Annotated in this window: 10 protein-coding genes; 2 read left to right on the plus strand and 8 right to left on the minus strand. The window is 69.5% G+C overall.

Annotated features, from left to right (window positions below):
- From U3653_RS32990 to U3653_RS33020, 7 genes are all read right to left on the minus strand, one after another.
- Positions 1–760: AMP-binding protein (locus tag U3653_RS32990; protein WP_195083350.1), on the minus strand; the 760-nt coding region annotated here is incomplete at its 3' end.
- 51 nt (positions 761–811) lie between these two features.
- The gene (locus U3653_RS32995) at positions 812–2,449 is read right to left on the minus strand and encodes a monocarboxylic acid transporter (protein WP_195046226.1); all 1,638 of its coding nucleotides are present in this window, start codon (positions 2,447–2,449) and stop codon (positions 812–814) included.
- The gene (locus tag U3653_RS33000; protein WP_195083349.1) at positions 2,446–2,802 is read right to left on the minus strand and encodes a DUF485 domain-containing protein; all 357 of its coding nucleotides are present in this window, start codon (positions 2,800–2,802) and stop codon (positions 2,446–2,448) included. The genes U3653_RS32995 and U3653_RS33000 overlap by 4 nt, the downstream gene beginning before the upstream one ends.
- A 161-nt stretch (positions 2,803–2,963) precedes the next feature.
- Positions 2,964–4,718: a sodium/solute symporter gene (locus U3653_RS33005; RefSeq protein WP_195083348.1), complete on the minus strand. Its 1,755-nt coding sequence runs from the start codon at positions 4,716–4,718 to the stop codon at positions 2,964–2,966.
- Positions 4,719–5,415: 697 nt separating this feature from the next.
- Positions 5,416–5,781: a hypothetical protein gene (locus U3653_RS33010; protein ID WP_323124758.1), complete on the minus strand. Its 366-nt coding sequence runs from the start codon at positions 5,779–5,781 to the stop codon at positions 5,416–5,418.
- On the minus strand, positions 5,778–6,575 hold the full coding sequence (locus U3653_RS33015; protein WP_195083347.1) for a LytR/AlgR family response regulator transcription factor: 798 nt from the start codon (positions 6,573–6,575) through the stop codon (positions 5,778–5,780). The genes U3653_RS33010 and U3653_RS33015 overlap by 4 nt, the downstream gene beginning before the upstream one ends.
- 271 nt (positions 6,576–6,846) lie before the next feature.
- Positions 6,847–8,043 carry a sensor histidine kinase gene (locus U3653_RS33020; RefSeq protein WP_195083346.1) on the minus strand — a complete coding sequence of 399 codons (1,197 nt, stop codon included), beginning with the start codon at positions 8,041–8,043 and terminating at the stop codon, positions 6,847–6,849.
- A gap of 254 nt (positions 8,044–8,297) precedes the next feature.
- Between U3653_RS33020 and dnaE the strand changes: the two genes are divergently transcribed.
- Positions 8,298–11,846, plus strand: a complete 3,549-nt coding sequence (gene dnaE / locus U3653_RS33025; protein ID WP_195083345.1) for a DNA polymerase III subunit alpha — start codon at positions 8,298–8,300, stop codon at positions 11,844–11,846.
- 296 nt (positions 11,847–12,142) lie between these two features.
- Positions 12,143–12,802, plus strand: coding sequence for a helix-turn-helix domain-containing protein (locus U3653_RS33030; protein ID WP_195083344.1), 660 nt, complete (start codon positions 12,143–12,145; stop codon positions 12,800–12,802).
- Positions 12,803–12,884: 82 nt separating this feature from the next.
- Here the strand turns inward: U3653_RS33030 and U3653_RS33035 are convergent, their stop codons facing one another.
- Positions 12,885–13,073: a hypothetical protein gene (locus U3653_RS33035; RefSeq protein WP_195083343.1), complete on the minus strand. Its 189-nt coding sequence runs from the start codon at positions 13,071–13,073 to the stop codon at positions 12,885–12,887.
- Positions 13,074–13,428 lie beyond the last annotated feature (355 nt).

A 13,428-nucleotide genomic window follows, 5' to 3' on the forward strand; every position in this document is an offset into this window, starting at 1 on the left:
CGTCGAAGGGTTGGGGTCGGTGGTGGGGTGAGGCGGGGGTGACGGTGTCGTGCCACCACAGGTCGCGGCCTTCGGTCCAGGGGACTTCGATGCCGGTGCGGCGCACCACCAGCACATGCTCGACGCTCGACGTCCCCTCACCCAGCGCCTCGTCCACCCCGGCTTTGAGCGGCGCCGCCGCCCCGCGCCGCCACTGCCCGTCGGTCGTGATCACCAGACGCGCGCCGGCGTCGTCCACCCGCTGGCGCAGCGCGGTGGGGGAGAATCCGGCGAAGACGACCGAGTGGGTGAGTCCGAGGCGGGCGCAGGCGAGCATGGACACGATGGCCTCGGGCACCATCGGCATGTAGATCGCCACCCGGTCGCCCGCGACCAGGCCCAGGTCGGTGAGCGCGTTGGCGGCCCGGCAGACCTCGTCCCGCAACTGTTCATAGGTGATCGCGCGCGAGTCGCCGGGTTCGCCTTCCCAGTGGATGGCGTCCTGGTCGCCGTGTCCGTCCAGGACGTGGCGGTCCACGCAGTTGTAGGCGACGTTGAGCTTGCCGCCGACGAACCACTTCGCCACCGGCGCTTCGCTCCAATCCAGCACCTGGGTGAACGGTTCGTCCCAGTGCAGCCGCCGGGCCTGCTCGGCCCAGAACGCGTCGCGATCGGCCGCCGCCCGCTCGTAGAGCGCCGCGCTCGCGTTCGCCTGGGCGGCGAACTCCGCGGCGGGCGGGTAGGCGGTGGTGTCGCGGTCATCGGTGGTTGCGCTGGTCACGCGAGATCTCCTAACGAAAGAACAGGGGGGACGAGGAATGCCGGGCAGTGCTCAGTGCACCACCGCCTTCTCGGCGCCGACGCCGGTGAGCGAGCGGACCTCCATCTCCGCGGCCTTGGCCGGATCCTCGGACCTGCCGCCGACGAAGGTGCCGATGATGCCGAGCACGAACGCCAGGGGGATGGAGACGATGCCCGGGTTGGACAGCGGGAACCAGTCGAAATCCGAGCCGGGCAGCATGGCGGTCTTGCTGCCGGACACCGCGGGGGAGAACACGATCAGCACGATCGTCGAGATCAGGCCGCCGTACATGCTCCACAGCGCGCCGGTGGTGTTGAACCGCCGCCAGAACAGCGAGTACAGGATGGTCGGCAGGTTCGCCGACGCCGCGACGGCGAACGCCAGCGCCACCAGGAAGGCGACGTTCTGGCCGTTGGCCAGGATGCCCAGCGCGATGGCCAGCACGCCGATCACCACCGCGGTGATCCGGGAGACCCGGACCTGTTCGCGCTCACCGGCTTTCCCGCGCTTGATGACGTTGGCGTAGATGTCGTGGGCGAACGACGCCGACGCCGTGATGGTCAGGCCTGCGACCACCGCGAGGATGGTGGCGAAGGCGACCGCGGAGATCACGCCGAGCAGCACCACGCCGCCGAGTTCGAAGGCCAGCAGCGGCGCGGCCGAGTTCTGCCCGCCGGCGGCCGCGAGGATGCGATCCGGCCCGACGATCGCCGCCGCGCCGTAGCCGAGGACCAGGGTGAACAGGTAGAACGCGCCGATCAGGCCGATCGCCCAGACCACCGAGCGCCGCGCCTCTTTGGCGGTGGGCACGGTGTAGAAGCGCATCAGCACGTGCGGCAGGCCCGCGGTGCCGAGCACCAAGGCCAAGCCGAGCGACAGGAAGTTGAGCTTCGAGGTCTCGCTGCCGCCGTACTGCGCGCCGGGGGCGAGCACGTCACGCGCGGCGACGGCCTTGTTCGCCGAACCGGAAACCGCTTCCTGCGCGGAACCGAGGATCTCGGAGAAGTCGAAACCGAACTTGGCGAACACCATGACGGTCATCAGCGCCGCGCCGACGATCAGCAGCACCGCCTTGATGATCTGCACCCACGTGGTGCCCTTCATACCGCCGACCAGCACGTACACGATCATCAGCACGCCGACGACGGCGATGACGACGGATTGGCCGGTCTTGTCGGTGACGTCGAGCAGCAGCGCCACCAGACCGCCCGCGCCCGCCATCTGCGCGAGCAGGTAGAACAGCGACACCGTCAGCGTGGACAGCGCCGCGGCGGTGCGTACCGGGCCTTCTTTCAATCGGAAGCTCAGCACGTCGGCCATGGTGAATTTGCCGGTGTTGCGCAGCATCTCGGCGACCAGCAGCAGCGCCACCAGCCAGGCGACCAGGAATCCGATGGAGTAGAGGAATCCGTCGTAGCCGTAGACCGCGATGGCGCCCGCGATGCCGAGGAAACTCGCGGCCGAGAGGTAGTCGCCCGCGATGGCGACGCCGTTCTGCGGGCCGGAGAAGCCGCGCCCGCCGGTGAAGTAGTCGGCGGCGGTGGCGTTGTTCCGGCTGGCCCGGATCACCACGATCATCGTGAAGACGACGAAGACGCCGAAGATGGCGATGTTGGCGACCGGGTTGCCGACCGTCGCCGCCGCGGCGTAGGTGTGCACGGTGTTCACGCTCGGTCTCCCTCGAGGTAGCCGCGGATGGCCGCCGCGCGCGGATCCAGCTCCCGGTTGGCGAACCGGACGTAGAGCGCGGTGATGGCGAAGGTGGATACGAATTGGCCGAGGCCGAGCAGCAATCCGACGTTGATCTCGCCGAACACCGGGCGGCTCATGAAGTCGTGGGCGTACGCGCCGAGCAGCACATAACCGAGGTACCAGAGCAGGAACAGCGCGGTCATCGGAAACACGAAGCGGCGCAGGCGCGTTCGCAGTTCCTGGAATTGGGGGCTCGCCTGGACTTCGGCGAATTCTGCTGCGCTCGGCGCTCGCCGCGGTGCGGTGTCGTCGAGTTCGGTACTGGTCATGATGGTCCTACCAAGTGACGTGGCTTACTTCTCGTGGACGGTAAGTCAGACCACAGGGGCGTCAGTAGGCTGTGGTGTGGGTCACTCCGTGAAGGTGTCCGAATCTGCGGTGAGCGGTCGATCCGGCGCGACGAACGGTCGGAGGGTGCGAGAGCCGTCGTTCAGTCCGAGCGGAGACTGCGCTCCCGGTCCGCGCCCATGCCCAAGCGCTCCGGCGCGTGCATCCGGACGAAGATCCGGCTCACCGTCCTTGCGCCGAGGCCGCGGGTGCGCGAGCTCACCAGCACCATGGTGGCGAACGCCAGCGGCACGCTGATCGCCGCCGGATAGCTCAGCAGCGCGGCGGGCCAGCCGCCCGCCACTTCGTCGGAGAAACCGCCGGTGACCGAGACGGCGGTCGCCGCGCCCGCCGCGAGCCCGCCCGCGATCAGTCCGGCCGCCGCGCCCGCCGCGGTCAGTCCGCGCCACCAGATGCCGAGCACCAGCAGCGGGCACAGCGTGGAGGCGGCCACCGCGAAGGCCAGGCCGACGGTGCGCGACAGGTCCAGCGACACCACCGTCAGCGACAACGCCAGCGGGACGGACCCCGCGACCAGCGCGGCCGTGCGGAAGTCCCGGATGCGCCCGCGCAGCATGTCGGTGCTGAGCACGCCCGCGATGCTCACCAGCAGCCCCGACGAGGTGGACAGGAACGCGGCGATCGCGCCCGCCGCGGCCAGCGCCGCGAGCAGCTGACCCGGCAGGCCCGCTACCACCGCCCCCGGCAGCAGCACCACCGCGGCGTCGGAGGTTCCGGTGATCAGCAATTGCGGCACGTACAGCCGGGCGAAGACGCCCAGCAGGACGGGGAACAGGTAGAACAACCCGACCAGGCCGATCACCGCGAGCGCCGTCGTGCGCGCGGCGCGCCCGTCGGGGTTGGTGTAGAAGCGCACCAGTACGTGCGGCAGGCCCATCGTGCCGAGGAAGGTCGCCAGGATCAGCGAATAGACCTGGTAGGCCGGATGCGGTCCGCCCAGGCCGCCGCCCGGCGCCAGCCAGCCCGCGCCGTCGGCGGGGGCGCCCGCCACCACCGGCACCGCGGACCCTGCCTCGAGCACCAACCGCGTCCCGGCCGCCAGCTCGTGCGTGCCGGGTGACAGCGGCACCGGGCCGTCGACGGCGCGCTCGTCGAGCGTTCCCGTGATCGAGACCTGCTGTGGCGCGTTGACCCGGACCACCACGTCGGTGGTCACGTCGACGGTCGTGCGTTCGGACACCACCGGCGGGGCCGGCGCGCCCAGTTCCCGCTCGTCGGCGAGGAAGTGCCCGAGCAGCACCAGCGCGGGGAGGGCGACCGCCGTCAGCTTCAACCAGTACTGGAACGCTTGGACCAGCGTGATCGAGCGCATCCCGCCGCCGACCACGTTGGCGATCACGATCGCGCCCACCGCCACCGCGCCCACCCAGTCCGGCACTCCGAGCAGGATGTGCAGCGTGAGGCCCGCGCCCTGGAATTGCGGGATCAGGTACACCGCGCAGATGAGCACCACGACGGTGGCCGCGAGCCTGCGCAAACGCACCGAGCCCAAACGGAATTCGGCGAAGTCGGGCACCGTGTACGCGCCGGAGCGGCGCAGCGGGGCGGCGACGAACAGCAGCAGCGCCAGGTATCCGGCGGTGAACCCGACCGGGTACCACAGCGCGTCCGCGCCGTACTTGGCGATCAACCCGGCGACGCCGAGAAACGAAGCGGCCGAGAGGTATTCACCGGAGATCGCGGCGGCGTTCCAGCGCGGCCCCACACTGCGCGATGCGACGAGGAAGTCGGAGGTGGTGCGCGCGAGCCGCACACCGTAAGCGCCGATCGCGACGGTCGCCAGCGCGGCGAGGATCAGCGCGGCCACCGTCAGCGTGGTCGCCGTGCCGGAGGTCATGGCGTGCCTCGGGACCGGGCGCGGTATCCGGCCCCCGCGCCTCGGCCGGCTGGCGTGCGAAACGGTGCGAGGAGCGACGCGTCCCGCACCGTCGGTGTGGTCGGACCGCGCGTGCCCGGTCGGCGCGGGCGCAAGATCCGCCAGTCGCCGCTTGGCGTCCGGCATTCGCGCGCGCGGGCCACGGCGGTCGCTCGGCCGGTGGCGGGGAGTCGGACCGGTCGCACGTTCGGTCCCCGGCCGATCCGAGGAAGACCCGTTCGTCGCGTTCGGCCAGGCCACCGCATGTTCCGGACGGGAAGCGCCACCGGGGTCAGCGTGGGGTCGGAGGTCACCGCGCGGCCGTAGGAAGGTCGGCCGCATGCGCGCGGTATGGCGGTCCACGCGGCCCCCCGGCGGATGGGCGTGCCGAACGGTGCGGGGAACGAAGCGCCAGACGATGTTCGCCGCGCCGGCCAGCTCCCGCCGGGCGTCCGGGACGGGCGGGGGCCGCTCGCGGGGTGCGGAGGCGCATGCGTCATGTCTGTGCTGGTGAAGCCGGTCTCACGGCGGCACGCGGATCGCTCCTGTCGAATCCCGGTCGCGGACGCGCCGCGTGTGTTCCCGGCGCAGGTTCGCGGACGCGCCGAGTGGCGTACCCGGCTCGTCCCGCTGCTGCCGCAGGGCATCGACACGGACGGGATTCGGGTGGGGTGCACGATCAGTCCTCGGCCAGTTCGAGGAAATCCTGTTCGTTGCGTTCGGCCAGGCGCACGTAGGTGCGGCCGATCAGGAACAGCAGCGGGTAGACGGCGCCGCCGAGCAGCAGCCAGGGCAGCCGGATGCCCAGCACCGTGACCGAGCCGATCGAACCGGCGCGGAACAGCACGGGCAGCGCGCACAGCAGCGCGATGGTCACCAGGCCCACGCGCAGCGCGAGCCCGAGTTGCGCGCGGATCAGACCGCCGATGAGCGCCTCGCCGAACTCGGTCTGCTCGGCGACCTCGACCCGCGTGCGGATCCGCCGCGCGCCGCGTCGCTCGGACAGCACCACGCGCTCGCGCACCGGACGCGGCGGCGTGGTCACTGATTGCCCCAGTGTTGCCGGGGCCGGTGCACCAGCCGCTGCTTCAGCTCGCGCACCTGTCTTCGGCTGACCGGCAGTTCGACCGCCTGCGCGTCGCCCTCGGCCCGCAGGCACACCACGGTGCCGGAACCCACCGCGCGCAGTCCGGTGACCATCCGCAGCGCCACCAGATACGAGCGGTGCACCCGCAGGAAACCCGCGTCGTGCCAGCGAGCCTCCAAGGCGGACAACGGGATCCGCACCAGATGCGATCCGCGGCTGGTGTGCAGCCGCGCGTAGTCACCGTCGGCTTCCACCCAGCTCACGCTCGTCCTCGGCACCAGCGTCGTCACCCCGCCCAGTTCCACCGGAATGACCTCGCTCGGGTCGGCGCGCTCGTCGGCGGCGGCCTGGTGCGGCGCGCTGCGAGCGGCGGCGATCCGCCGCACCGCCTCGGCGAGCCGCGCCTCGCGCAGCGGCTTGAGCAGATAGTCGACCGCGCCCAGGTCGAACGCTGCGATCGCCCGATCGTCGTGGGCGGTCACGAAGACCACGGCGGGCGGATTGGCGAACTCGGACAGGATGCCCGCCAGCTCCATACCGTCCAGGCCGGGCATGTTGATGTCCAGGAAGACCGCGTCGACCGGGTGGGCGCGCAGCACCCGCAGCGCGCTGGTGGCGTCGCCCGCCGCGTGGATCTCCCCGATCTCGGCCCGCGCGCGCAGCAGATACACCAGCTCGTCCAGAGCGGGCTTCTCGTCGTCCACGGCGAGCACGCGCAGCGCGCCCGCCGGTTTGCCGGTAACGCGGGTCACAGTCGCTCCATCGTAAAGCTCTCCCGCCGGGCCGCCGACCGGGCGTCGTCAGCGTGCCCCGGCCTGCTCCGGGTACCGCTGGCTGTCCTTCGACCGGATGCGGTCGTGGTTCCCGCTCGCGTGGGTCGGCCTGCTGGTCGGGTGTTCGTCGTGGGCGTGAGCCGGGCATCGCGTGGGCTGGTCTGCCGGCCGGTGTGAGTCGTGCTTTCGGCGTGCGTGGGCTGAGCGGTGCTTGGTTGGCCGCCGCCGGGTGGGGCCGGGCACGCCGATCTCACGGCCGGATGCCCGCGCGGAACTTGGGGACGCGCAGGCTGACTTTCGTGCCCGCGCCCGGCGCAGTTTCCACGACCAGGCCGTAGTCGTCGCCGAAGGCCGCGCGCAACCGGTCGTCGACGTTCGCCAGGCCGACGTGCGCGGCCTCCCCGGAGCCCGCCGGGCCGGCGCCGGTGTCGACGGCGTCCAGCGCGCCGGAGCGCAGGAGGTCGGGGTCCATGCCGACGCCGTCGTCCTCGACGCTGATCACGCAGTCGGTGCCCGCGTCGGTGGCGACGATGCTCACGGTGCCGCCGTTGGCGGTGCCCGCCAGCCCGTGCCGCACCGCGTTCTCCACCAGCGGCTGCAGCGCGAGGAAGGGCAGGACCACGCCGAGCACCTCGGGCGCGATCCGCAGCCGCACCTGCAGGGCGTCGCCGAAGCGGGCGCGTTCCAGCGCCAGGTAGCGCTCGATGTTGCGCAGCTCGTCCGACAGCACCGTGTACTCGCCCGCGGCGCGGAAGGAGTACCGGGTGAAGTCGGCGAATTCGAGGATCAGCTCGCGGGCCCGCGCCGGGTCGGTGCGGACGAACGAGGCGATGGTGTTGAGCGCGTTGTAGATGAAGTGCGGGCTGATCTGCGCCCGCAGCGCGCGCACCTCGGCCCGGTCCAGCCGGGCCCGCGACGCGTCCAGTTCGGCCAGTTCGAGCTGGCCGCAGGCGTACCGCGCCACCTCGGCGACCGCGCCGAGCCGCCCCGGCCCCGGCTGTCCGGTGCTCACGACGCCCAGCACACCGGCGACGCCGTTGGATTCGACCAGCAACGGTTGGGCGATCAGGGTGCGCCCGGCGTGCTCGCCGCGCCCGGGTCCGGCTACGAGCACCGGACGCTCGCCCGCGACGGCGCGTGCGGCGGCTTCGGCGAAGTACTCGGCCAGTTCGGCGTGCGGTCCGTCCCAGGCGAGCAGCGTGCCGTCCGCGTCGGCCAGCGCGAGCGCCTCCGCGCCGGTGAGCGCGCGCAGATGGGGCGCGGCTTCCCTGGCCGACTCTTCGGTCAACCCGCGCCGCAGCGGGACCGCCGCCAGCGACGCGGTGTGCAGCGCCGAATGCACCGCCCGCTCGGCGGGGGTGGTCACCACCCTGCGGGTGCGCGACCAGATCAGCAACGCACCGGCGATCAGCGCCGCCGCGACCACGACGGCGAGCGCGGTGGTCATGGCGGGCCCCGGCGCGCGGATGTCATGGGCCGATTATCGCGGTGGGCGCGATCGCCAGGCATGGCGGCGGGCCGATCCCGACACTCGCGGAAATCAGACGCTTATGCGGCGAGTCGCCAGGACGCGCCGGTGATCTTTCCCACCGACACGCCGCAGGCCCGAGTGGCGCCCGCGTGCCGGTCAAAAGCAGTCGGTGCGCCCGCCTAGAATCGGTCCAGCCAACCCCCGTCGAGACCTTGGGAGGAAGGACCGTCTTGGCCGCCTCGTCCGGATCGTTCGTCCATCTGCACAACCACACCGAGTACTCCATGCTCGATGGTGCGGCCAAGATCTCGCCACTGTTCACGGAGGCGAAACGGCTCGGGATGAACGCGGTCGGGATGACCGACCACGGCAACATGTACGGCGCGTCGGAGTTCTACAACTCGGCCAAGAAGCACGACATCAAGCCGATCATCGGCATCGAGGCCTACATCGCGCCCGGTTCCCGGTTCGACACCAAGCGCGTGCAGTGGGGCGATCCGAGCCAGAAGGGCGACGACGTCTCCGGCTCCGGCGCCTACACGCACATGACGATGGTCGCCGAGAACGCCACCGGCCTGCGCAACCTGTTCAAGCTCTCCTCGCTGGCCTCCATCGAAGGTCAGCTCGGCAAGTGGGCGCGCATGGACGCGGAGATCATCGCCCAGTACGCCGAGGGCATCATCGCCACGACCGGCTGCCCCTCCGGCGAGGTGCAGACTCGCCTGCGCCTCGGCCACGAGCGCGAGGCGCTCGAGGCCGCCGCCAAGTGGCAGGAGATCTTCGGCAAGGAGAATTTCTTCCTCGAGGTGATGGACCACGGCCTGTCCATCGAGCGCCGGGTCCGCGAGGGACTGCTGAACATCGGCAAACAACTGGGCATCCCGGCGCTGGCCACCAACGACTGCCATTACGTCACCAAGGATCAGTCCGCCAACCACGAGGCGCTGCTGTGCGTGCAGACCGGCAAGACGCTGTCGGACCCCACGCGGTTCAAGTTCGACGGTGACGGCTACTACCTGAAGTCGGCCGAGGAGATGCGCGCGCTCTGGGACGCCGAGGTGCCCGGCGCGTGCGACAACACGGTGCTGATCGGCGAGCGGGTCCAGTCCTACGACGAGGTGTGGGCCTTCAAGGACCGCATGCCGGTCTTCCCGGTTCCCGAGGGCGAGGACCAGGACTCCTGGCTGCGCAAAGAGGTCGATCGCGGCTTGGCGCGCCGGTTCCCCGGCGGGGTGCCCGAGGAGTACTACACCCGCGCCTACTTCGAACTCGACGTCATCAAGCAGAAGGGCTTCCCCGCCTACTTCCTCGTCGTCGGCGACCTGGTCAAGCACGCGCGGGAAGTCGGCATCCGGGTCGGCCCCGGCCGTGGTTCGGCGGCCGGTTCGCTGGTGGCCTACGCATTGGGCATCACCAATATCGACCCGCTGCCGCACGGCCTGCTGTTCGAACGGTTCCTCAACCCGGAGCGCCCGTCCGCGCCCGATATCGATATCGACTTCGACGATCGCCGTCGCGGTGAGATGGTCCGCTACGCCACCGAGAAGTGGGGCAGCGACCGGGTCGCCCAGGTGATCACCTTCGGCACCATCAAGACCAAAGCCGCGATCAAGGACTCCGCGCGCGTCCAGTTCGGCCAGCCCGGTTTCGCCATCGCCGACCAGATCTCCAAGGCGCTGCCGCCGCCGATCATGGCCAAGGACATCCCGCTTTCGGGCATCATGGACCCCGATCACGAGCGGTACAAGGAAGCGGCTGAGGTCCGCGAGCTCATCGGCAGCAACCCCGATGTGGCCAAGATCTACGAGACCGCGCGCGGCCTCGAGGGCCTGATCCGCAACGCCGGTGTGCACGCGTGCGCGGTGATCATGTCCTCCGAGCCCTTGATGGACGCGATCCCGGTGTGGAAGCGGCCCCAGGACGGGGCGATCATCACCGGCTGGGACTATCCGTCCTGCGAGGCCATCGGCCTGCTGAAGATGGACTTCCTGGGCCTGCGCAACCTCACCGTCATCGGCGACGCGCTGGACAACATCAAGGCCAACCGCGGCATCGACCTGGACATGGACAACCTGCCGCTGGACGACCCCGCGACCTACGAATTGCTTTCGCGCGGTGACACGCTCGGCGTCTTCCAGCTCGACGGCGGTCCGATGCGCGACCTGCTGCGCCGCATGCAGCCCACCGGCTTCAACGACATCGTCGCCGTGCTCGCGCTGTACCGGCCCGGCCCGATGGGCATGAACGCGCACAACGACTACGCCGACCGCAAGAACGGGCGGCAGCCGATCAAGCCGATCCACCCCGAGCTCGAGGAACCGCTCAAGGACATCCTCGCCGAGACCTACGGTCTGATCGTCTACCAAGAGCAGATCATGTTCATCGCACAGAAGGTCGCCTCCTACTCCATGGGCAAGGCCGACGCGCTGCGTAAAGCCATGGGTAAGAAGAAGCTCGAGGTGCTGGAGGCCGAATACAAGGGCTTCCACGAGGGCATGACCAACAACGGCTTCTCCGAAGGCGCGGTGAAAGCGCTGTGGGACACCATCCTTCCGTTCGCCGGTTACGCGTTCAACAAGTCGCACGCCGCCGGCTACGGCCTCGTCTCGTTCTGGACCGCCTACCTCAAGGCCAACTACCCGGCCGAATACATGGCGGGCCTGCTCACCTCCGTCGGTGACGACAAGGACAAGGCCGCGGTCTACCTGTCCGACTGCCGCCGCCTCGGCATCACCGTGCTGCCGCCGGACGTCAACGAGTCCGAGCAGAACTTCGCCTCGGTCGGCAAGGACATCCGTTTCGGTCTCGGCGCGGTGCGCAACGTCGGCGCGAACGTCGTCGCCTCGATCATCCAGGCGCGCAAGGAGAAGTCGAAGTTCACCGACTTCTCCGACTATCTGAACAAGATCGACGCGATCGCCGCGAGCAAGAAGGTCACCGAATCGCTGATCAAGGCGGGCGGATTCGACTCGCTGGGGCATCCGCGCAAGGGCCTGATGCTGATCCACTCCGACGCCATCGACGCCGTGATGGCCACCAAGAAGGCCGAGGCGATGGGTCAGTTCGACCTGTTCGGCGGCTTGGACGCGGACGAGTCGGTGACCTCGGTGTTCAACGTGAAGGTGCCCGACGAGGAGTGGGAGTCCAAGCACCGCCTCGCGCTGGAGCGGGAGATGCTCGGCCTGTACGTGTCCGGGCATCCGCTCAACGGCGTGGAGCATGTGCTCGCCGCGCAGGCCGACACGCAGATCCCCGCCATCCTGGAAGGCGACATCAAGGACGGCACCCAGGTGACCGTCGGCGGCATCCTGGCCTCGGTGAACCGGCGGATCAACAAGAACGGCCTGGCCTGGGCCTCCGCCCAGCTGGAAGACCTCACCGGTGGCATCGAGGTGTTGTTCTTCCCGCAGGCGTACTCGGTGTACGGGATGGACGTCGTCGAGGACGCCGTGGTGCTGGTCAAGGCCCGGGTCTCGGTCCGCGACGACCGGATCTCGCTGATCGCCAACGATCTCGCCGTCCCCGACCTGTCCGCCGTCGGCGTGGCCAAGCCCCTCGCGGTCACCATCACCACCCGCATGTGCACCCCGGACAAGATCGGCGAACTCAAGCGGGTCTTGTCCAGGCACCCCGGCACGTCGGACGTCCATATCCGCCATGTCGGCGCCCGGGACAAGACCACGCTGCTGAAACTCGACGAACGCCTGCGCGTCTCACCGTCCTCGGCCCTGATGGGCGACCTGAAGGCGCTGCTCGGCCCGGGCTGCCTGGCGAGCTGACCGCGCATCGACGAGATCGCTGCCATCGCAGCGCTGATCACTGACCGCGGTGGCGGCCGTAGGTTCCGCCGCGCTGAGACTGGGGTCCCGGGCCGATCTGTGCCGCCAACCGTCGGTGTCTCACCTGGCCGACGTCGCCGGACCCGGCCAACGGCTCCGCCTGATCGAGGCCCGCCTCGGAATCTGTGTCACCGAAGCGAACCGCGAGGATCGACTCGATGTCGACCACCAGGTGTTCTGCGGAACATCCGCATAGTCACGGCTACCGAACCGGCGGATCGTGGCAGCCTTGCCGGATGGACTATCGCGGATTGTTGCGCAACGTCAGACTGCGACCTGGCATGTACTTCGCCAGGTCCGAGCTGGGATACGACAAGCTGGTCGCCTTCGTCACCGGCGTAGACATCGGCAGCCAAGGCTCGATGCTGGCCGGCTTCCGTGAGTTCTTGATCCTGCGACTGGACGGTGGCAACAATCTCAGCTGGTCCGGACTCGTCAGCCGAATCTGCGTCCCCGACGCGGCTCGGCCGCTCGACGGCCATGATGAACAGGCGGCCGTCGACGGACTGTTCGACTTGCTCGATGAGTTCCTGGCCGAAACGGCCGATCATCGCGCGAGGACCCGGATCCACCATGAGTACTTCCGGTGGCTCCAACGGCAGAGCTGGTACATCGATCCGGAGCGAATTCATGCGTCTCCTACTTCGTCGTATATCCCGTTGGACGAAGCGGCGACACGATTCGGGTTGGATAGATCCGCCGTGTTCGATCTGATCGCATCCGGAACATTGCGGCCTGATAGGTTCGGCGCGCAGCTGTACGTGTCCGAGAACCATCTGTCCGAGGTTGTGGCCCACCTGGCGGCGGGCCGTGCGCGGTCAGGAAGCGAGGCACTGCTCGATCGGGTCGAGACTGGCGGGGGAGACGACGACGTCACCGGCTTCGGCGTTCAGTAGCTTCCAGTCGTGTGGTGACGCCGGTTCGCGCAGGAGGCGCTAGCCCGCTCGTGTGGCCCGCCTGGCTGCGGGCCGCGCGCGGTCAGGAGTCGAGCCACTGCTCGATCTGGGCGAGGCTGGCGGCGCAGACGATGACGTCGCCGTGTTCGGCGTCCAGTAGCTTCCAATCGTGTGGTGAGACCGGATCGCGCATCATGCGGTAGCCCGCTCGCGTGGCCCGGTCGGTGAGTTCCGGGAGCCGTCCGATCCAATCTTCTTCGGCGTCGCTCATGAGGGGTCGCTCCATCGGCGGTTTCGGCGGGTGGAATCCGGTGTGATGCGCCCGGCGGCTACCAGTGCGGCGAACGCGGCGCGCTTGCGGGGGCAGTCGTGCTCGCGGTGCAGCTGCATGGCGTGGTGGGCGGTGGCGACGGTCAGCGGCTGGGTTGGTGTAGCGCAGGTCCACGCTTCCGGCCACTGGAGTGTGCGCGAATGTGTTTGTCTGCCAGCGGAATTACGTCTAGGACGCTGCTGAATAAGGCTTGTTCTGGAGTTCCGCCGCTATGTGGCGGAACCCCGGACTCGTGTGGGTGCTGAACGGGTGGGTTGTGATGAGGGGGATCCCCCGGCTGGTTCAGGCGATGGCC

The sequence above is a fragment of the Nocardia implantans genome (assembly GCF_035544775.1).
In the GTDB taxonomy this organism is placed as follows: Bacteria; Actinomycetota; Actinomycetes; order Mycobacteriales; family Mycobacteriaceae; genus Nocardia; species Nocardia implantans.